The 19,478-nt window shown below is 72.6% G+C and carries 19 protein-coding genes; 6 read left to right on the plus strand and 13 right to left on the minus strand.

Annotated features, from left to right (window positions below; all coding sequences use genetic code 11):
- Positions 1 to 243: 243 nt before the first annotated feature.
- Complete coding sequence (locus AC067A_RS21890; protein ID WP_479244307.1) at positions 244 to 1,374, plus strand: AI-2E family transporter; 1,131 nt, start codon at positions 244 to 246, stop codon at positions 1,372 to 1,374.
- 52 nt (positions 1,375 to 1,426) lie between these two features.
- Here AC067A_RS21890 and AC067A_RS21895 read toward each other — a convergent pair whose 3' ends face one another.
- From AC067A_RS21895 to AC067A_RS21910, 4 genes are all read right to left on the minus strand, one after another.
- Positions 1,427 to 2,206 carry a cytochrome d ubiquinol oxidase subunit II gene (locus AC067A_RS21895; RefSeq protein WP_479244160.1) on the minus strand — a complete coding sequence of 260 codons (780 nt, stop codon included), beginning with the start codon at positions 2,204 to 2,206 and terminating at the stop codon, positions 1,427 to 1,429.
- 34 nt (positions 2,207 to 2,240) lie between these two features.
- Positions 2,241 to 3,533, minus strand: a complete 1,293-nt coding sequence (locus AC067A_RS21900) for a cytochrome ubiquinol oxidase subunit I (RefSeq protein WP_479244161.1) — start codon at positions 3,531 to 3,533, stop codon at positions 2,241 to 2,243.
- 169 nt (positions 3,534 to 3,702) lie between these two features.
- Positions 3,703 to 4,371, minus strand: coding sequence for a response regulator (locus AC067A_RS21905; protein WP_479244162.1), 669 nt, complete (start codon positions 4,369 to 4,371; stop codon positions 3,703 to 3,705).
- Complete coding sequence (locus tag AC067A_RS21910; RefSeq protein ID WP_479244163.1) at positions 4,368 to 5,642, minus strand: sensor histidine kinase; 1,275 nt, start codon at positions 5,640 to 5,642, stop codon at positions 4,368 to 4,370. Before AC067A_RS21910 ends, AC067A_RS21905 begins: the two co-directional genes overlap by 4 nt.
- Before the next feature lie 553 nt (positions 5,643 to 6,195).
- Here AC067A_RS21910 and AC067A_RS21915 point away from each other — a divergent pair.
- The 3 genes from AC067A_RS21915 to recX all read left to right on the plus strand — a co-directional run bounded on the left by AC067A_RS21915 (position 6,196) and on the right by recX (position 8,605).
- Positions 6,196 to 6,645, plus strand: a complete 450-nt coding sequence (locus tag AC067A_RS21915; RefSeq protein ID WP_479244164.1) for a hypothetical protein — start codon at positions 6,196 to 6,198, stop codon at positions 6,643 to 6,645.
- 255 nt (positions 6,646 to 6,900) lie between these two features.
- Positions 6,901 to 8,034, plus strand: coding sequence for a recombinase RecA (recA, locus tag AC067A_RS21920; RefSeq protein ID WP_479244165.1), 1,134 nt, complete (start codon positions 6,901 to 6,903; stop codon positions 8,032 to 8,034).
- A 4-nt stretch (positions 8,035 to 8,038) separates the two neighbouring features.
- Entirely contained in the window at positions 8,039 to 8,605 is a 567-nt protein-coding gene (recX, locus tag AC067A_RS21925; protein WP_479244166.1) for a recombination regulator RecX, read from the plus strand.
- Positions 8,606 to 9,010: 405 nt separating this feature from the next.
- On the opposite strand, the gene AC067A_RS21930 is transcribed toward recX, so the two are convergent.
- From AC067A_RS21930 to AC067A_RS21965, 8 genes are all read right to left on the minus strand, one after another.
- Positions 9,011 to 9,403, minus strand: coding sequence for a rhodanese-like domain-containing protein (locus AC067A_RS21930; protein WP_479244308.1), 393 nt, complete (start codon positions 9,401 to 9,403; stop codon positions 9,011 to 9,013).
- Positions 9,404 to 9,675: 272 nt separating this feature from the next.
- Positions 9,676 to 10,266, minus strand: coding sequence for a cupin domain-containing protein (locus AC067A_RS21935; protein ID WP_479244309.1), 591 nt, complete (start codon positions 10,264 to 10,266; stop codon positions 9,676 to 9,678).
- A gap of 223 nt (positions 10,267 to 10,489) precedes the next feature.
- The gene (locus tag AC067A_RS21940) at positions 10,490 to 10,537 is read right to left on the minus strand and encodes a hypothetical protein (RefSeq protein WP_309506048.1); all 48 of its coding nucleotides are present in this window, start codon (positions 10,535 to 10,537) and stop codon (positions 10,490 to 10,492) included.
- A 70-nt stretch (positions 10,538 to 10,607) separates the two neighbouring features.
- On the minus strand, positions 10,608 to 12,287 hold the full coding sequence (locus AC067A_RS21945; RefSeq protein WP_479244167.1) for an FAD-dependent monooxygenase: 1,680 nt from the start codon (positions 12,285 to 12,287) through the stop codon (positions 10,608 to 10,610).
- Between the two features lie 192 nt (positions 12,288 to 12,479).
- Positions 12,480 to 13,370, minus strand: a complete 891-nt coding sequence (locus AC067A_RS21950) for an amino acid ABC transporter permease (protein WP_479244168.1) — start codon at positions 13,368 to 13,370, stop codon at positions 12,480 to 12,482.
- Positions 13,367 to 14,041 (minus strand): amino acid ABC transporter permease, encoded by a 675-nt coding sequence (locus AC067A_RS21955; RefSeq protein ID WP_479244169.1) that lies wholly within the window; start codon positions 14,039 to 14,041, stop codon positions 13,367 to 13,369. Before AC067A_RS21955 ends, AC067A_RS21950 begins: the two co-directional genes overlap by 4 nt.
- 114 nt (positions 14,042 to 14,155) lie before the next feature.
- On the minus strand, positions 14,156 to 14,977 hold the full coding sequence (locus tag AC067A_RS21960; RefSeq protein ID WP_479244170.1) for a glutamate ABC transporter substrate-binding protein: 822 nt from the start codon (positions 14,975 to 14,977) through the stop codon (positions 14,156 to 14,158).
- A 53-nt stretch (positions 14,978 to 15,030) separates the two neighbouring features.
- Entirely contained in the window at positions 15,031 to 15,816 is a 786-nt protein-coding gene (locus AC067A_RS21965) for an amino acid ABC transporter ATP-binding protein (RefSeq protein ID WP_479244171.1), read from the minus strand.
- A gap of 273 nt (positions 15,817 to 16,089) precedes the next feature.
- Between AC067A_RS21965 and AC067A_RS21970 the strand changes: the two genes are divergently transcribed.
- The gene (locus AC067A_RS21970) at positions 16,090 to 16,803 is read left to right on the plus strand and encodes a response regulator transcription factor (protein ID WP_479244172.1); all 714 of its coding nucleotides are present in this window, start codon (positions 16,090 to 16,092) and stop codon (positions 16,801 to 16,803) included.
- Positions 16,804 to 16,812: 9 nt separating this feature from the next.
- Entirely contained in the window at positions 16,813 to 18,255 is a 1,443-nt protein-coding gene (locus AC067A_RS21975) for a sensor histidine kinase (RefSeq protein ID WP_479244173.1), read from the plus strand.
- A gap of 161 nt (positions 18,256 to 18,416) precedes the next feature.
- Here AC067A_RS21975 and AC067A_RS21980 read toward each other — a convergent pair whose 3' ends face one another.
- The gene (locus tag AC067A_RS21980; protein ID WP_479244174.1) at positions 18,417 to 19,415 is read right to left on the minus strand and encodes a TAXI family TRAP transporter solute-binding subunit; all 999 of its coding nucleotides are present in this window, start codon (positions 19,413 to 19,415) and stop codon (positions 18,417 to 18,419) included.
- Between the last annotated feature and the right edge of the window lie 63 nt (positions 19,416 to 19,478).

The raw sequence follows: 19,478 nt of genomic DNA on the forward strand, positions 1-19,478 counted from the left end.
CCGACGACTCCCACCGGACCGACGACTCCCACCGGACCGACGACTCCCACCGGACCGACGACTCCCACCGGACCGACGACTCCCACCGGACCGACGACTCCCACCGGACCGACGGCTCCCGCGGACGTGACCGCCGGTGCCCGCGACGGGGCCGGCGAGGCGAGCGACCGCGGCACCCTGGAGCCGTCCGCCTCCGGGGCCGTGGCGGCGCCACCCGTGCCTTCGGCGGCCGCGGCGGCACGGATGCCGCGCTGGCTGCCGCGCGCCCTCGTCCTGGCCCTCGCGCTCTACTCCTGCTTCCTGCTCGGCAGCTGGGCCTTCCACCAGCTCGTCGGCCTCCTCGTCAACATCCTGCTCGCGTTCTTCCTCGCCCTGGCCATCGAGCCGGCGGTCGGGCGCATGGCGGCACGAGGGATGCGCCGGGGCCTCGCGACCTTCCTGGTCTTCTTCGCGGTCCTGGTCTTCGGCGTCGGCTTCGTCGTGCTCCTCGGTTCGATGCTCGCCGGCCAGATCGTCGACATGGTCGAGAACTTCCCCAAGTACCTCGACTCGCTGATCAACTGGATCAACCAGAACTTCCACACGGAACTCTCGCGGGTCGAGGTCCAGGACAGCTTGCTGCGTTCCGACTGGCTGCAGAAGTACGTGCAGAACAGCGCGTCCGGAGTCCTCGACGTCTCCGCCACCGTCCTCGGCGGCCTGTTCAGACTCCTGACGATCTTCCTGTTCTCGTTCTACTTCGCCGCCGACGGGCCCCGGCTGCGGCGCGCCCTGTGCTCCGTCCTGCCGCCCGCCCGCCAGACCGAGGTGCTGCGGGCCTGGGAGATCGCGGTCGACAAGACCGGCGGCTACCTCTACTCGCGCGGCCTGATGGCCCTCATCTCCGGCGTCGCGCACTTCGTGCTCTTCGAGATCCTCGGCGTGCCGTACGCCCCCGCCCTCGCCGTGTGGGTCGGTCTGGTCTCGCAGTTCATCCCGACCATCGGCACCTACCTGGCCGGCGCGCTGCCCATGCTGATCGCCTTCACCGTCAACCCCTGGTACGCGCTGTGGGTGCTCGGCTTCGTCGTGGTCTACCAGCAGTTCGAGAACTACGTGCTCCAGCCGAAGCTGACCTCGAAGACCGTCGACATCCACCCGGCGGTGGCCTTCGGCTCGGTCATCGCGGGTACGGCGCTGCTCGGCGCCGTCGGCGCGCTGATCGCCATCCCGGCCGTCGCCACCCTCCAGGCCTTCCTGGGCGCGTACGTGAAGCGGTACGACGTCACCGACGACCCCCGCGTCCACGGCCACCGGAGGTACGGCGAGGCGGTGGTGGCCCGGCTCCAGAAGGCCCTGCACCACAAGAAGGAGTCCTCGCCCGACGAGTCCTGACCGCGCCATGCGCGCGCGTGGACGAGTCCTGACCACGCGCGCGCGTGAGGGGTCAGAGGTAGGAGGGCCGGGTCACCCGGTGCCGGAAGGCGTGCCAGGTCCAGGCCTGGACGGCCACCAGGAGCGGGGTGACGACGAGCAGGGCGGGCACCAGCAGGGCGAGCGTGGCCGGGGCCGCCGTCCGCCCGGCCAGCGGGAGCGCGGTCCCCGCGCCGAGCGGCAGCCCCGCGAGCAGGACGCCGGTGAACGCGAAGGACCGCCACGGGCGCCCGGTGCGTCCGACGAGCCGGCGGGCCCGCTCGTACGGCGGTCCCGTGAGCCGGAGGGTGGCGAAGCCGAGACCGTGCGCGGCGAACAGCGCGGCCACGGCGAGGGCGACGAGGACGGCCGTCGGGCCGGTCGCGGGCGCGTACGGCCGTCCGGTGAGCAGGGCCGCGAGCAGCCACCCCCAGGAGAGCGCCACGGCCCAGCTGCCGCACGTCACGGCGGTGTCGCAGCCCGCGCGCCAGCGGGGGCCCGGGCCCCGGCCGCGCGACCAGAGCCCCGCGTCCCGGACGATCCAGCCGGTCAGGAGTGCCACCAGGACGGTGAACTGGCCGCTGAGGAGCTCCCCTTCGAGGGCGGGGAAGCAGCCGACGAGGACACCGGCCGTGGCGACCAGCCAGACCTCGTTGCCCAGGAAGAACGGGGCGAAGGAGGCGAGGACGAGCCGCCGCTCGCGGTCGTCCTCGCCGAGCCAGGGGGTGAGCATGCCGGTGCCGATGTCCGCGCCGGCGAGCACGAACCAGCCCGAGGCGAAGAAGGCGAGCAGGGCGATGGCCAGGGTCTCCACGGGGACTCCTCGGGTGTTCCTCGACGGGGCGGCGTCAGTAGCGCGGCGCGGGCAGGGCGTCGGCGGGGTCGGGTCCCGTTGTGTTGGAGGGCCGCTCGTCGTGGCCGAGGCCGGACTCGACGGGGCCGCGGCGGGCGTGCCGGGCCAGGAGCCAGGCGTTGAGCAGGGCGAGCAGGACGAAGACCGTGGTGAAGACGGTGAGGGACAGGCGCATGGTGCCGGGGGAGAGGTCGGAGACCGCGTCCTCCGTCCTGAGCAGCCCGTAGACCACCCAGGGCTGCCGCCCGGCCTCCCGGAACACCCAGCCGCCGATCATCGCCAGATACGGCAGCGGTACGGCCGCCATCAGGACGAGGTGCCACAACCGGAACCGGAAGACGACCTTCTTGAAGCAGGCCAGGATCACCCCGGCGAAGCACAGGTACATCATCAGCGCGAAGGCGATCAGCATCACCAGACCGCCTCCCCGGGTCCAGGCCTCCGACGGTACGTAGTCACCCGGCCCGAAGCGGGCCGTCATCTCCGTCTGGATCCGCGCGATCTCGGCCGCCTTCCCGCTGAAGACGGCCGACTTCATGGGCTGGAACGTGGCCAGGACGCCGAACTGGAGCCCGCCGAAGACCGCCGCCGCCATCAGCGCCGGCGCCGAAAGGAACACCCCGATCCGCAGGCTGCGGCCGAACAACTCCCACTCGGGGGTGCGCCGGAACAGGTGGTACGCGCTCACGCCGGCCATGAAGAACCCGGCGGTCAGCAGCGCCCCCGCCAGGACGTGCCCGAAGGCGAGGAGCGCCGACGGGTTGGTCAGGACCGCGACCGGGTCGTCGAGGACCAGCTCGCCGTTCTCGGAGCCGTACCCCACCGGGTGGTTGAGGAAGCCGTTGGAGACCAGGATCCAGTACGCGGAGAGGTAGGCGGTCAGGCAGACGATCCAGATCGCGGCCAGGTGGGCCCAGCGGCCGAGCCGGTTCCAGCCGAAGATCCACAGCCCGAGGAAGGTCGACTCGACGAAGAACGCCACGATCGTCTCCACGGCGAGCGAGGCGCCCAGGACGTTGCCCGCCTCGTGGGTGAGCCCGCTCCAGGCCATGCCGAACTGGAACTCCATCACGAGGCCCGTGACGATGCCGACCGCGTAGTTGATCACGTACAGCTGGCCCCAGAAACGCACCATGCGCGCGTGCAGCGGCTTCCGGCTCAGGGTGGCCCTGGTCTGGAGCACGGCCACGACCGTCACCAGCCCCAGCGTGAGGGCGACGAAGAGGAAGTGGCCGCCCGCCGTGAGGGCGAACTGCAGCCGCGCGAGATCGAGTACGTCCTGATTCACCCGGTCAGCGTGGGCGCACGGTCAGGCGCCCGGCGTCACCCCACGGAGGACACCCTCCGTACCCCGTGGGTTGCGCCGTCCCCGCGCGCGTACCCCCGGAGTCGTCCCCGCCGGGCCCCGTCCCCTAGGGGTCCCGCCGGGTCCCGTCGCGTCCGGCCCGCGTCGGGCGTCAGGCCAGCCAGCCGGGGGTGATCATGCCGGACTCGTAGGCCAGGATCACCAGCTGCGCCCGGTCGCGTACGGCCAGCTTGGTCATGATGCGGCTGACGTGGGTCTTGGCGGTGGCGGGGGAGAGGACGAGCCGGCCGGCGATCTCGTCGTTGGAGAGACCCGCACCGACGAGGCCGAGCACCTCGCGCTCCCGCTCGGTGAGGGCGTTCAGGCGGGGGCTGGGGTCCGGCTGCCGCCCGACGAGCCCCGCGAACTCGGCGATCAGACGGCGCGTCACGGCCGGTGAGATCAGGGCGTCGCCGCGCGCCACCACCCGCACGGCGTGCAGCAGTTCCATCGGCTCGGTGTCCTTGACGAGGAACCCCGACGCGCCGGCGCGCAGCGCCCCGTACACGTGGTCGTCGGCGTCGAAGGTGGTCAGGATGACCACCCGGACCCCCTCCAGGCGTTCGTCGGCGGTGATGCGGCGCGTGGCTTCGAGGCCGTCGAGGACCGGCATGCGGATGTCCATCAGGACCACGTCCGGGCGCAGTTCACGGGCGAGCCCGATCGCCCGCTCCCCGTCCCCCGCCTCACCCACGACCTCGATGTCCTCCTCGTCCGACAGGATCGACCGGAAGCCGGCCCGGACCAGGGTCTGGTCGTCGGCGAGCACGACGCGGATCATCGGGGGTCCCCTTCGGAGGAGGCGGGTGGAGTGCGGGGCGGCTCGGCGGAGCCGGGCCGGGGTCCGGGCGCGCCCGGCGGGGCCAGCGGCAGCCGGGCGTCCACGACGAAGCCGCCGCCGTCGCCGTTCCCGGCGGTGAGCTCTCCGCCGAACGCGCGGGCCCGCTCGGCCATGCCCCGGATGCCGCTGCCCAGCGGCCGGCCCTCCGGCGCGCCCCCGCCGTCGTCGGCGATCCGCAGACGCACCGCGTCCGTGCCCCAGTCGAGGGTGACGCGCACGGTCCCCGCGCCCGCGTGGCGGGTGACGTTCGTCAGCGACTCCTGCACGATCCGGTACGCGGCCAGGTCGACCGGCGGCGGCAGCGGTACGGGGGTGCCCGTGGTGCTCGTACGGACGTCGAGCCCGGCTCCGCGGGCGCGTTCGACCAGGTCGCCGAGGAGCGCGAGACCGGAGGAGGCCGGGGCGGTCGGGGTGGCCTCGTCGGCCCGGCGCAGCATTCCGAGGGTCGCCCGGAGCTCGCGCAGCGCGTCCTTGCTGGTGGCCTTCACGGCCTCCAGGGCCTCGGTGGCGGTGACGAGACCGGCCTCGGGGTCCGGCCCCTTGCCGAGCCGGTGCAGCGCCGCACCGGACTGGACGTTGATCAGCGAGATGCTGTGGCCCAGCACGTCGTGCACCTCCCGGGCGATCCGCAGCCGCTCCTCGGTGGCACTCTGCCGGGCCCGTGCCTCCTGCTCCCGCTCGGCGGCGAGCGCCCGCTGCTCCACCTCGTGCAGATAGGCGATCCGGGTCCGCTGGGCCCGGCCCACGGCGACCAGGCTGATCAGCCAGCCCGCCAGCATGGCGAGCGAGGTGTCGTCGATCTGCCGGTGCCCGGGCTGCTGCCGGATCTCGCCCACCCCCACCGCGAGCAGCGTGACGGCGGCGAGTGCGACGGCGGCGGCGAACCGGCCCTCGGCGGCGGTCGTGTACAGCGCGAGCGCGAAGGCGATCATGAGCGGGCCGTCCTGGGCGGACAGCGGGTAGTAGACGACGCAGGCCAGGAGCGTGACCACGGCCACGGCGACGGGCTGCCGCCGCCGGAAGTGCAGGGCCCCGCACCCGACCAGGATCAGCGCCCAGCCGAACACCGTGCGGAGCGCCGGCTCGCTCGCGTACCGCGCCGAGACCAGTGTCCAGACCGAGACGACGAGCAGCACGACACCCGCCACGAGAGCGTCGGCCGTCCGCGGCGACGTACGGCCGCCGCCGGGGGCGCGGAGGGGGAGGGGCATGCGTCGAAGGATAGGCGGCCGGTGACGGCTCGGCGCCGCGCCGGGACGGACGGGGGGCGGGCCCGGGGGAGGCCGGCGGGGCGTATCGGTTCGAGGGACGGCGGTTCGACGTCGGGGTGGCGGTGGCGGTGGCGGGCGTGGCCCGTGTGGTGGGGGCCAGTGGCGTCGTGGCGCCGAAGCGGGCGACGCCCGGGGACGGCCGGGCGGTCAGGGGACGGGACAGGGATGCCCGGGTGTGACGTGGTCGAGAGCGACGTGGAACTGGCCGACGGAAGCGGCTGTACGTCTACGACGCCGGGGACGGCGGCTCGGGCGACGGGCTCGTCGTCCTCCGGCACCACGGGACGCCGAACATCGGCGCGCCTCCCGAGCCCCTGACGCCCCGCTCCGACCCGGGCTGCGGGAACTGCCGCTGATCGTTCTCTCGCCCGGCTTCACACGGCCGCGCGCCACGCTCACCTCGATCGGCGAGGACCCGGCCGGCCACGGTCACGTCGCGGTCGCCATCGACCACACCTACGAGACCGCAGCCACCGCCTTTCCGGACGGCAGGGTGGCCGCCTTCGCCCTCGGCCGCGGGTTTGCGCGCACCGCCGAGTTCCGGCACAAGGTGAGGACCGGCCGTGCCCGCGACGCCTCTTCCGTGCCGGACCGGCTGCTCGGCGGCAACCCGCCGTGGGCAGGCGCGACCGTGCCGGCTCCGGACACCTGGGCCCGGGGGCGGCCACTGCTGACCGGCTGGAAGCGCCGGCTGGTGGTGGCCGGCGCCGAGCACCCGTCCTTCACCGACGTGGGCCTGCCGGCCGACCGGCTCGGCATGCCGCTCGGTGCGACCACCTCGGGGCTGCGCGCCATGACGATCACCCGCACCTACCTGCGCGCCTTCTTCGACCGGCACCTGCGCGACGGCCGGCGGACGCCGTTCGACCAGCTGAACGCGGACCGTCCCGAGGTGCGATCCTGCCTGCCGCCAGGCCGTCCGACGGGCGGCGGACCGAGGTAGGGCCCGATCCCGGTCCGCGCGATCGCGACCGGGTGACACCCATGCCCCCGGGGGCGCCGACAGGGGGCGAGGGGTGGGCGCGGCGCGCTTGACACTGAAATCGAACATCCATTCTCATGGGAGTCCGGCCCTTGGGAACACTGGGTTGTCGACGAGTTGTCCACAGGTCGGAGGGGACGCCGGGGCCCATTGTCAGTGGCAGGGGTTAGCGTCTTTCACATGAAGCGATCGACTCAAGCAAACCGGGTGGAACCCATGGCAGGAACCGACCGCGAGAAGGCGCTCGAAGCCGCGCTCGCACAGATTGAACGCCAATTCGGCAAGGGCGCCGTGATGCGCATGGGTGACCGTACCCAGGAGCCGATCGAGGTGATCTCCACCGGATCGACCGCGCTCGACATCGCGCTCGGCGTCGGCGGCCTGCCGCGCGGCCGTGTCGTCGAGATCTACGGCCCGGAGTCCTCCGGTAAGACGACCCTGACGCTGCACGCGGTGGCCAACGCGCAGAAGGCCGGCGGCCAGGTCGCCTTCGTGGACGCCGAGCACGCCCTCGACCCCGAGTACGCCAAGAAGCTCGGCGTCGACATCGACAACCTCATCCTGTCCCAGCCGGACAACGGTGAGCAGGCCCTCGAGATCGTCGACATGCTGGTCCGCTCCGGCGCCCTCGACCTGATCGTCATCGACTCCGTCGCCGCGCTCGTCCCGCGTGCGGAGATCGAGGGCGAGATGGGTGACTCGCACGTCGGTCTGCAGGCCCGACTGATGAGCCAGGCCCTCCGGAAGATCACCAGCGCGCTCAACCAGTCCAAGACCACCGCGATCTTCATCAACCAGCTCCGCGAGAAGATCGGCGTCATGTTCGGCTCGCCGGAGACCACGACCGGTGGCCGCGCGCTGAAGTTCTACGCCTCGGTGCGTCTCGACATCCGCCGCATCGAGACCCTCAAGGACGGCACGGACGCGGTCGGCAACCGCACCCGCGTCAAGGTCGTCAAGAACAAGGTCGCGCCGCCCTTCAAGCAGGCCGAGTTCGACATCCTCTACGGCCAGGGCATCAGCCGCGAGGGCGGCCTGATCGACATGGGCGTGGAGCACGGCTTCGTGCGCAAGGCCGGCGCCTGGTACACGTACGAGGGCGACCAGCTGGGCCAGGGCAAGGAGAACGCCCGCAACTTCCTGAAGGACAACCCCGACCTCGCCGACGAGATCGAGAAGAAGATCAAGGAGAAGCTGGGCGTCGGCGTCCGGCCCGACGCCGCGAAGGCCGAGGCGGCGACGGACGCGGCGGGCTCCGCGGACGCGGCCGGCGCGGACGACGCCAAGACCGTCCCGGCACCCGCGGCCAAGACCGCGAAGGCGACCAAGGCCACCGCGGTCAAGAGCTGAACCAGTGACCGGTCGCACCGAATGGCCGGGTGACAGCCCCGACTCGTCGAGGGCCGAGAAGGAGCTGTCACCCCAGGATCCGGCTGAGCGGGCGCGGGCGATCTGCCTGCGCCTGCTCACCGGGACCCCGCGCACGCGAAAGCAGCTCGCCGACGCGCTGCGCAAGCGGGAGATCCCCGACGACGTGGCGGAGGAGATCCTCTCCCGCTTCGAGGACGTCGGGCTCATCGACGACGCCGCCTTCGCGGGAGCCTGGGTGGAGTCCCGCCACCACGGCCGGGGCCTCGCGCGCAGGGCCCTCGCACGGGAACTGCGGACCAAAGGCGTCGAGCCGACCCTCATCCAGGAGGCGGTGAGCCAACTCGACTCCGAGCAGGAGGAGGCCACCGCGCGCGACCTTGTCGCCCGCAAGCTGCGCGCCACCCAAGGCCTCGACCGCGACCGCCGGCTCCGCCGGCTCGCCGGGATGCTCGCTCGCAAGGGGTATCCCGAGGGCATGGCCCTCCGCGTCGTCCGCCAGGCCCTGGAGGCCGAGGGCGAGGACACGGACGGCCTGGACGGGTCCTTCTGACGCGGGGGGACAGAAGGACCCGTCCGGATCGATTCACGGGGAGCCCGACATTCATCCACGGGGAGCCCGACGCGGCGCCAGGCGCCGGGGCCGGGAGGGCCGGGGCAAGCCCCGTCGACCCGGGATCCGGCGGGTCGACGCCAGGCCCGGTCAACCCGGGGTCGGGGGCCGGGGCAGGCCCCGTCGACCCGGCACCCGGCGGGGTCGGCCCCAAGCCCGGTCAGCCGGGGCCGGGGCAGGACGGCCAGGGTCGTTCGGCCGGGAGCCGGACGTGGTCCGGCCGGGTCTCGCCGGTCCGATGGCAGACACGACCGGGGCGGGGCGGGCTGTGGTCACGTCTGACCGGGGTGGGTCGGGCTGTGGTCACGTCCGGGCGGGGCGGTCTGCCGGGCGGGTCTGCTGTGGTCAGGTGCGGGTTGCCGGGAGGAGGACGGGGAGGCCGGCGGCTTTCCAGGCTTGGAAGCCGCCGATGAGGTCGGTCGCCCGGTGGAGGCCGAGGCGGCGTAGGGATTCGGCCGCGAGGGAAGAGGCGTAGCCCTCGTTGCAGAAGACGACCACCCGGAGGTCGTGGCTGTCCGCCTCCGCGGCACGGTGGCTGCCCAGGGGGTCCAGCCGCCATTCCAGTTCGTTGCGCTCGACGATCAGCGCGCCCGGGATCAGGCCGTCGCGTTCCCTCAGGGCCGCGTAGCGGGTGTCGACCAGGAGCGCGTCACCCGCCTCGTACGCCTGGTAGGCGGCCCGGGGCTCGATCCGGTCGAGGCCCGACCTGACCTGCTCCAGGAGTTCGTCGATGCCCACGCGGCCGTCGGCCGCTCGTTCCTCGGCCGCTCGTCCGCCGCCCGCGTGTCCCGTTCCCGCAGGTCGCCCGTCGGCTGCTCGTCTCTCGACCGCCTGCCCCGTCCCCGCTCGTTCCTTGCTCACGTCTTCCGTCCTCGCTCGTCCCTCGACCGCCTGCCCCGTCCCCGCTCGTTCCTTGCTCACGTCTTCCGTCCCCGCTCGTTCCTCGCCCACCTGTCCCGTCTCCGCTCGTCGCTCGTTCACGGCTCGGCGGCCGATCGCTGTCCGGTCGCTCACTGCCAGTCCTCCGGACGTTCGACCTGCTCGAGGCGGAGCACCGGGCCCGTCCTGCTGAAGCGACGGATCAGCGGGAGAGGCGGGTAGTACGCGTGCACCGACACGGCGTGGGTGTCGGGAGACTCGTTGAGGACCTCGTGCACGTGGTGGCGGCCGAAGGCCCGGCCGCTGCCCTCCGTGAGCCGGCGGGAGCGGTCGAGGCCGTCGGCCAGTTCCAGGGTCTTCCAGCCACGCGCGGGCAGGCGGACCGCGAGCGCGTTCTCGGTCAGCGTGCCCCGCGCGGTGGCGAAGGCGCCGATCGACTCCGCGTGGTCGTGCCAGCCGGTGCCCGTGCCGGGCGGCCAGCCGATGAGCCAGGCCTCACTGCCTCCGGGACCGTCGAGGCGTACCCAGGTGCGGCCCTCGGGGTCGAGCGGCAGCGAGTCGACGAGTTCCCGGTCGTCGGCCGTACGGCGGACGAAGTCGAGCAGATCGGCCGCCGTCGGCCCGGCGGACGCACTGGAAGTCGTGCCGAGGGGAGGTGCGGAGGCCGTGCCGGCGGGAGGTGCAGAAGGCGTACCGACAGGAGGTGCGGAGGCCGTGCCGATGGAAGGTGCGGAGGGCGTACCGACGGAAGGTGCCGGGGGAGTGCCGAGGGGAGGTGCGGAGGCGGGGCCGGGAGGGGTGAGCGGCGCGGCGGGAGGGGGCGTGGAGGTGTCTGGGGACACGGGTGACCGTCCTGGGGTTCGCGAGGGGCGCGCGACGGCTCACGGCGGCGCGGACGTCCGGACGGGCGTCAGCGGCGGGGCGCGCGCGGGGAAGGGGGCGAGATCAGCAGGAAGGGCGACACACGCAGCCCGCGTAGCGGACGAGGTCCATGTGGACCCGTCGCCACAGGCGCGCATAGGTGTCGGTCACGATCGGAGTACACCATGCGCGCCCGCGGGAATCAACGGACGTCCGCCGTGCGGTCACCGGTGGCGGACACCTCGGCGGCGGGGGCCTCGGTGGGCACCTGGGCGGTGGGGGAGCCGCCGCGGGTCGCGTCGGCCGCCGCGTACAGCTCCTCCGGGAGGACCCCGGAGAAGGACGCGGCGAGGTGGCCGTCGGGCCGTACGAGCAGGACGGCGTGGGCGGGGGCGCCCGGGTAGGCCTCCGTCACCAGGACCTCGGCCTTCGCCGGCAGGGCGGCGACGGCCTCTTCGAGCCGGGGCATGACGCCCGCGCTGCGCCAGTGGCGGCGGTCCCACACCCCGGTGCCGGGCGCGACGAGGACGACCAGGAGCCGGCCCTGACCGAGCCGGTCGCGGAGCCGTACGGTCGTGCCGTCCGGGGCGGTCACGCGGACGTCCTCGACGGGGGCGCCCGGCGGCGTGCCGACCGGCGTCAGGCCGTCGGAGTGCGGAGGCGCGAGGGGGGAGTGCGGGTACGCGGGGGGCGCGCCGAGCGGGCCGCGCCCCACGTGACCCTCGGTCAGCAGGGCGTCGTGGCCCCGGGTCGAGCCGGGGAGGTACGTCCGCATGCCTCCGCCGCCGCGCAGCGCGGGCAGCGACTGGTCCGCCGCGCGCAGCCGGGAGGCGACGGCCGTCCGCCGTTCGCTCTGGTAGCTGTCGAGCAGCCGGTCCGAGGCGCCGTGGTGCCAGGTGAGGGCGAGCTTCCAGGCGAGGTTGTCGACGTCGCGGAACCCCTCGTCGAGGCCCTGCGTGCCGACCGCTCCGAGCAGGTGCGCCGCGTCCCCGGCGAGCAGCACCCGGTCGACCCGCCAGCGGCGGGCGAGGCGGTGGTGCAGGGTGTGGACGCCGGTGTCGATGAGCTCGTACGGCGGCGTCACCCCGTCGCACCAGCCGGCGAGGGTCTCGCGGATCCGGGCGATCAGCGCGTCCGGGGTGACCAGGTCGCCGCGGGGCGGGAGCAGCCAGTCGATCCGCCACACGCCGTCGGGCAGCGGGCGGGCGGTGATCTCGTCGGGGGCGCCCCGCCACGGCGGCCGGCGGTGCATCAGGCCTTCGCCCGGCCAGGGGAGTTCGGTGCGCAGGGCGGCCACCGCGTGGCGCTCCACCGCCGTACGGCCCGGGAAGCGGATGCCGAGCAGCTTGCGCACGGTCGACCGGGCACCGTCGCAGCCGACGAGGTGGCTGCCGCGCCACCAGGTGCCGTCGGGGCCCCGGGTGTGGGCGGTGACGCCGTCGCGGTCCTGCTCGACGGTGTCGAGCCGGGCCTCGGTGACGAGGCGGATCAGCTTCTCGCGGCCGATGGCGTCGCGCAGCCCGCGCGCGAGGGCGTGCTGGGGGATGTGCAGCGGGGCGGCCGGGGCGGCGGGCGCCGCCGGGTCCTCGGCCCACTCCTCCGTGCCGCTGAGCCCCAGGTCGAGAGGGAGGTGGCGCAACAGCCGGCCGCGGCGCATGCTGCGCCAGCCGACCCAGCGGACGCCCTCGTCACGGAGGGTGGTGCAGCCGAGGCGCTCGACCATCGCGGCCATGTCGGCGCGCAGCAGGACGCTGCGGGCGGGGCGCGGCTCGTCCTTGCCGGGGCCCTCGTCGAGGACGATGCTCGGCACGCCCTGGGCGGCGAGCGCGAGGGAGAGCGCGAGGCCGACCGGCCCCGCGCCCACGATGATCACCGGGTCCACGGCGCGGCTCCTGTAGGCCGGACGGTCATGGGGGCAGCACAGCTGAGTGTGGCACGAGCCCGGTGGTTGATCACAGACCGTATGCAACCCACTGAGGGTGCTTGCGTCAAGCGACGGGGTGGGCGCGGTGCGGTCGACATCGAGTCGGTACCGCTCCGGCCCACCCCTGTGGTCCCGCAGGCCTCTTCGGCGTCAGGCGTCGATGACGGCCTTCGACTTCTCCTCGGGGGCTCCGGCCTGGGCCGGAAGGGGCACCGCCGAGGTCTTCCGCCCCTGCCGCAGGCGCTGCTCCAGGCGGCTCGCGAAGCTGGTGAGGGCGAAGTTGATGACGATGTAGATCAGGGCGATGACCGTGAGGGTGGCGATCGTGTTGGCGCCGTAGTTGGCCGTGATCTGCCGGTTCTGGCTGAGGAGCTCGGCGAAGCCGAGCAGGGCGCCGCCGAGTGCGGTGTCCTTGACGATGACGACGAGCTGGCTGACCAGGGCGGGCAGCATGACGGTCACGGCCTGCGGGAGCAGGACGTACAGCATGGTCTGGCCCTTGCGCATGCCGAGCGCGACGGCCGCGTCGCCCTGGCCCCGGGGCAGCGAGAGCACGCCGGCCCGGACGACCTCGGCGATCACCGAGGCGTTGTAGAGCACCAGGCCGGTGACCACCGCGTACAGCGGCCGGAAGTCGGAGCTGACGGTCGTGAACTCCCGGTAGGCCTGGTTGGCGAACATCATCAGGAGCAGCACGGGAATGGCACGGAAGAACTCCACGAGCGCCCCGACGGGCACCCGCACCCAGCGGTGGTCGGAGAGCCGGCCGATGCCGAGGGCGGCGCCGAGGGGCAGCGCGATCAGGATGGAGAGGCCGGCGGCCTTGAGGGTCTCGGTGAGACCGGGCAGCAGGTACGTCGTCCAGATCTCGGAGTCGGTGACGAACGGACTCCACTTCGCGGCGGCCAGCTGGTTCTTGTCGGCGAGGGCGGCGAGCACCCACCAGGAGACCAGGCCGAGGACCGCCAGGAAGACGATCGTGTAGAGGAGGTTGCGCCGTTTCGCGCGCGGGCCGGGGGTGTCGTACAGGACGGAGCTCATCGCTTCACCGCCAGTCGCTTGGCCGCCCAGCCCAGGATCAGGCCGGTGGGGAGGGTGAGGACGATGAAGCCGAAGGCGAAGATCGCGAAGACCGCGAACAGCGCGTCGGCCTCGTTCTCGATCATCTCCTTCATCAGGAACGCCGCGTCGGCGGCGCCGATCGCGGCCGCCACGGTGGTGTTCTTGGTGAGGGCGATCAGGACGTTGGCGAGCGGGGTCACCGCCGCGCGGAAGGCCTGCGGGAGGACCACCAGGGTGAGCACCTGGGTGAAGCTGAGGCCGAGCGCGCGGGCGGCCTCGGCCTGGCCGGCCGGGACGGTGTTGATGCCCGAGCGGAGCGCCTCGCAGACGAACGTGCCGGTGTACGCGACGAGTCCGAGGACGGCGAGCCGGAAGCCGATGCCCTCGGAGCGCTCTCCGCCGAGTGTGATGAGCAGTGTCTGGTTGAGGCCGAGAAGGCAGGCGACGAGGACGACCGTCAGCGGAGTGTTCCGGACGATGTTCACGTACGCGGTGCCGAAGGCGCGCATCAGCGGCACCGGGCTGACCCGCATGGAGACCAGGGCCGTGCCCCAGATCAGCGAGCCGATCGCCGAGTAGAGGGCGAGCTGCGCCGTCACCCAGAAGGCGCCGAGCAGGTCGTACTGCCCGGAATCAAGAAAGTCGAACACGATGCCCGCGCTCTCCCCTGGTGGTCGGTCGGTGTGACGGCCGGTGCGTGGGCAGCGGCCGGTGTCGGTGTGACGGCCGCCGAGCGGCGGCCGTCACGACCGGAGCGGGTCAGGTCAGTTCTCGACCTTCGGCGCGGCCTCGTACTTGTAGCCGGAGGGGCCGAAGTGCTGCTTGACGAGCTTCTCCCAGGTGCCGTCGGAGACCATCTTCTCCAGCGCCTTGTTGATCTTGCCGCGCAGCTCGTCGTCGCCCTTCTTGACGCCGATGCCGTACTTCTCGTCGCTCATCCGGAGGCCGGCGAGCTTGAACTTGCCCGCGTGCTCCTTCTGCGAGGCGTAGCCCGCGAGGATGGAGTCGTCGGTGGTCAGGGCGTCGACGGCCTTGTTCTCCAGGCCGGTGAGGCACTCGGAGTAGCCGCCGAGCTGCTGAAGGTCGGCCTTCGGGGCGAGCTTGTCCTTGACGTTCTGCGCGGAGGTCGAGCCGGTGACCGAGCAGAGCTTCTTGTTGTTGAGGTCCTCGACCTTGGTGATCGAGCTGTCGTCGGCGCGCACGAGCAGGTCCTGGTGGGCCAGGAAGTACGGACCGGCGAAGTCGACCTCCTTCTTGCGCTTGTCGTTGATCGAGTAGCTGGCGACGACGAACTTGACGTCACCGTTCTTGATCAGGTTCTCGCGCTCGGCGCTCGGCGCCTGCTTGAAGTTGATCTTGTCCTCGGCGTAGCCGAGCTCCTTGGCGACGTAACGGGCGACGTCGACGTCGAAGCCGGCGTACGTGCCGTCCGGGGTCTTCAGGCCCAGGCCGGGCTGGTCGAACTTGATGCCGACGGTGATCTTGTCACCGTTGCTGCCGGAGTCGGAGCCGCCTCCACAGGCGGTGGCGGTCAGCGCGAGGACGACGGCGGCCGCGGCGGCGGCGGAGGTGCTGCGAAGCTTCATGGAGGAAAGTCCCTTGAGTAGGCGTGAGTTGGGAAGCGTAGATCCGAACTCGCTCAGTGGTGAAGGATCTTGGAGAGGAAGTCCTTGGCGCGGTCGCTGCGCGGGTTGCTGAAGAACTCCTCGGGCGCCGCCTGCTCGACGATGCGGCCGTCGGCCATGAAGACGACCCGGTTGGCGGCGGACCGGGCGAAGCCCATCTCGTGGGTGACGACCACCATCGTCATGCCGTCCCGGGCCAGCTGCTGCATGACCTCCAGGACCTCGTTGATCATCTCGGGGTCGAGGGCCGAGGTCGGCTCATCGAAGAGCATGACCTTCGGGTCCATGGCGAGCGCGCGGGCGATCGCCACCCGCTGCTGCTGGCCGCCCGACAGCTGCGCGGGGTACTTGTCCGCCTGGGTGCCGACCCCGACCCGGTCGAGCAGGGCGCGGGCCTTGGCCTCCGCGGCCTTCTTCTCCGTCCTGCGGACCTTGATCTGGCCCAGCATCACGTTCTCGAGCACCGTCTTGTGCGCGAAGAGGTTGAACGACTGGAAGACCATGCCGACGTCGGAACGCAGCCGGGCGAGCTCCTTGCCCTCCTCCGGAAGGGCCTTGCCGTCGATGGTGATGGTGCCGGAGTCGATGCTCTCCAGCCGGTTGATCGTGCGGCACAGCGTCGACTTGCCGGACCCGGAGGGCCCGATGACGACCACGACCTCGCCGCGCGTGATCGTCAGATCGATGTCCTGGAGGACATGCAGTGCGCCGAAGTGCTTGTTCACGTCGGACAGTACGACCAGGTCGTCCGCCGCACGCGGGGTGTCCTGGGGACCCTTGGACACTGACTCTCCGCTCATCGGCCTCTTGCTCCGTCCTCCTCGGTTGGGGAGGACACTAGAGACCTGATGTGACGACCGTCATCACATCTGAGCGGAAATTGAGGATAACGATCCGGCCGCGACCGGGCACGGTGTGTGAACGCCCCGCCCCCGGCCGTACCGGCTGCATAACGGAAACGGCGGCGTCACCGGGGGACACTTGACTGTGACACCCCTGTTCGGTGTTCATGCCCTGGTACCACCTGGTACACAGAGAGCCGCCATCAACAGATCACCACGGAGGAGGTACGCATGCGACTGCTGCTCGTCGAGGACGACGACCACGTCGCCGCCGCCCTCTCCGCGATCCTCGCGAAGCACGGCTTCGCGGTCACGCACGCCCGCAACGGCGAGGAGGCCCTGCAGGCCGTCCTGCCCACCGCGCAGGGCGAGCGCCCGTCGTACGGGGTGATCCTGCTCGACCTCGGCCTGCCCGACCAGGACGGCTACCAGGTCTGCGGCCGCATCCGGAAGCTCACCACCACCCCCGTGATCATGGTCACGGCGCGCGGCGACGTGCGCTCCCGGATCCACGGGCTCAACCTGGGCGCCGACGACTACGTCGTCAAGCCCTACGACCCCGGTGAGCTCCTCGCCCGGATCCACGCCGTCAGCCGGCGCAACGCCGGTCCCGACGAGAGCACCGGCCCGTCCGCCGCCGCCGACGGAACGCAGCTGCGCCTCGGCTCCGTCACGATCGAACTGCCCACCCGCCGGGTCAGCGTCGACGGCGAGGCCGTCCCCCTCACCCGCAAGGAGTTCGACCTGCTCGCCCTCCTCGCCCAGCGCCCCGGAGTCGTCTTCCGCCGCGAACAGATCATCAGCGAGGTCTGGCGCACCAGTTGGGAGGGGACCGGCCGCACCCTGGAGGTGCACGTCGCCTCCCTGCGCTCCAAGCTGCGGATGCCGGCGCTCATCGAGACCGTGCGGGGCGTCGGATACCGCCTCGTCGCCCCCGCCGCGTAACACCGAACCGTGCGTACCCGACTCCTCCCGCTCCTCATCGTCCTGATGGCCGGCGTGCTCCTCGCCCTCGGCTTCCCGCTCGCCGCCAGCCTCGCCGCCTCCGAGCAGCAGCGGGTCGTCGTCGACCGGCTCGACGACGCCGCCCGCTTCGCCGCCCTCGCCCAGTTCGTCAACGAGAGCAGCCCCGGCACCGACGAGCGGCGCACCACCCTCAGCGGCGAACTCGCCAGCTACCACGACGTGTACGGCATCCGGGCCGGGATCTTCTACCGCGACAACCGCGCCATGGCGGCCGCCCCCGAGGACTGGACCGCCCCCTCCGAAGGGGAGGGCCGGCGCGCCTTCAACGAGGCGCTCCTCGGCCGCCGCAGCCACGACCCGCCCCAGGTGTGGCCCTGGCAGCGCCACGCGCGGCTCACCATCGCCTCCCCGGTCGTCCGGGACGGCGACGTCGTCGCCGTCGTCGTCACCGACTCGCCCACCGGAGACCTCCGTCTGCGCGTCCTGCGCGGCTGGCTGGTGATCTTCGCCGGCGAGGCCGCCGCGATGCTCCTCGCGGTCGGCGCCGCCTTCCGGCTCACCGGCTGGGTCCTGCGGCCGGTGCGCGTGCTCGACTCCGTCACCCACGACATCGCCACCGGGCGGATGAACTCCCGGGTCGCCGCGGCCGGCGGGCCGCCCGAACTGCAGCGCCTCGCGCGCTCGTTCAACGAGATGGCCGACAACGTCGAGGAAGCCCTCGAACAGCAGCGGGCCTTCGTCGCCGACGCCTCCCACCAGCTGCGCAACCCGCTGGCCGCACTGCTCCTGCGCATCGAGCTGCTCGCCCTGGAACTCCCCGAGGGCAACGCGGAGATCGCGTCCGTACGGACCGAGGGCAAGCGCCTCGCCCAGGTCCTCGACGACCTCCTCGACCTGGCGCTCGCCGAGCACGCCGCCGCCGAGCTGCGCCTCACCGACGTCGGCGCGCTCGCCGGCGAGCGCGTCGCGTCCTGGCGGCCGGTCGCCGAGGACAAGGGCGTCCTGCTCTCCGGGGAGTGCGCGGCCGTCACCGCGTGGGCCGACCCCGTGGCCCTCTCCAGCGCCCTCGACGCGGTGATCGACAACGCGCTGAAGTTCACGCCCGCCGGGGAGGAGGTCGCGGTCACCGTCGCGGTCTCCCCGGCCGGGGAGAGCGTCGACGTCGTCGTCGCCGACCAGGGGCCCGGTCTCACCGAGGACGAGCTCGCCCGCGTCGGCGACCGCTTCTGGCGCTCCGGCCGGCACCAGAACATCAAGGGCTCCGGGCTCGGCCTGTCCATCACGCGCGTCCTGCTCACGGCGGGCGGCGCCGGCATCGCCTTCGCCCCGAACGAACCCCACGGCCTGCGCGTGACGGTCACCGTCCCCCGCCACGCCCCCGCGGACCGCGACCGGGGCCCCGGGACGGGCCGGGGCTTCACAAAGACGTAGACGTACGGGGCGGAATCTCCAGCCCCCAGGGTTCCAGGGAGGCGCGGACGTACGGGCGGGACCTCCAGGCCGGGCGTACGGGGCGGGACCTCCGGCCCTCAGGGCTTCCCGGAGGCGCCGGCGTACGGGTCGGGACATCGAGTCATCAGGGCCTCATGGCCTCAGGGCTTCACCGAGCGGTAGTAGCGGCGGGCACCCTCGTGGAGGGGGAGGGGCTCGGTGTAGACGGCGGTGCGGAGGTCCACGAGCTGGGCGGGGTGGACCTGGGCGCCGATCCGGTCGCGGCTCCGGATCACCGTGCGGGTGAATCCCTCGACGAGGTCCACATCGGCCTTGTCGGTGGTGACCAGGAGGTTCGCCACGGCCAGCGTGTCGATCGGCCGGCCGTCCTGCGCCTGCGCGTACGCGTCGGCCGGGATCACCGCCGACCGGTAGTGGCGGGTCGACGGGCCGACGTCGTGCAGCCGGTCGATCACCTGCGGGTCCAGCGGGATCAGCCGGACGAGGAAGCGGTCGGCGAGCGCCTGCACGGCCTCGGTGGGCAGGCCTCCCGACCAGAAGAAGGCGTCGAGCCGGCCCTGCTCCAGGAGGTCGGGCATGGTGTCGATGCCCGCCGCGACCGGCTCGATGTCCCGGAGGGGCGTGATCCCCGCCGCCGCGAGCACCCGGTCGGCGATCAGCCGTACCCCGGAGCCGTCCTGGCCGACGCCGACCCGGCGGTTCTTCAGGTCCTGCACCTTGTGGACGGGGGAGTCCCTGGGGACCACGAGCTGGACGTAGTCGTCGTAGAGCCGTGCGCAGGCGCGCAGCCGTTCGAAGCCGGGCCGGCGCTCCCGTTGGTACTGGGCCACGGCGTCGGCCGTGGCGATCGTGAAGTCGGCCTCGCCCGATGCCAGCCGGGCCAGGTTCTGCTGCGACCCCTCGCTGTCCGTGAGCCGTATCGACACCTCGGGCAGGTCCTGGGCCAGAGCCCCCTTGAGGAGCTCCCCGTACTGCTGGTAGACGCCGGTGGGGACACCCGTGCTGAACGTGACCGAGCCGCTCGGGGCGGGGGGCCCGAAGGGGACCAGCCACCACACCAGCACCCCGCACACCGCGAGCAGCGCGGCCGAGACCGCCAGGAGACGGCGGCGGGCGGCACGGGAGAGCGAGGCGAACATGCCGCGATCCTGCCAGCTCACCACCGGCCCTGACCAGGCTCGACCCCGTCAGGAGTGCCGCGC

This window comes from Streptomyces sp. NPDC043176 (genome assembly GCF_056436715.1).

Excerpts from the sequence above, each read along its gene's own strand:
- AC067A_RS21890 (WP_479244307.1), top strand. The coding sequence starts at position 244 with ATGCCGCGCTGGCTGCCGCGCGCCCTCGTCCTGGCCCTCGCGCTCTAC.
- AC067A_RS21905 (WP_479244162.1), bottom strand. The coding sequence starts at position 4,371 with ATGATCCGCGTCGTGCTCGCCGACGACCAGACCCTGGTCCGGGCCGGC.
- AC067A_RS21910 (WP_479244163.1), bottom strand. The coding sequence starts at position 5,642 with ATGCCCCTCCCCCTCCGCGCCCCCGGCGGCGGCCGTACGTCGCCGCGG.
- recA (WP_479244165.1), top strand. The coding sequence starts at position 6,901 with ATGGCAGGAACCGACCGCGAGAAGGCGCTCGAAGCCGCGCTCGCACAG.
- AC067A_RS21950 (WP_479244168.1), bottom strand. The coding sequence starts at position 13,370 with ATGAGCTCCGTCCTGTACGACACCCCCGGCCCGCGCGCGAAACGGCGC.
- AC067A_RS21960 (WP_479244170.1), bottom strand. The coding sequence starts at position 14,977 with ATGAAGCTTCGCAGCACCTCCGCCGCCGCCGCGGCCGCCGTCGTCCTC.
- AC067A_RS21965 (WP_479244171.1), bottom strand. The coding sequence starts at position 15,816 with ATGAGCGGAGAGTCAGTGTCCAAGGGTCCCCAGGACACCCCGCGTGCG.
- AC067A_RS21970 (WP_479244172.1), top strand. The coding sequence starts at position 16,090 with ATGCGACTGCTGCTCGTCGAGGACGACGACCACGTCGCCGCCGCCCTC.
- AC067A_RS21980 (WP_479244174.1), bottom strand. The coding sequence starts at position 19,415 with ATGTTCGCCTCGCTCTCCCGTGCCGCCCGCCGCCGTCTCCTGGCGGTC.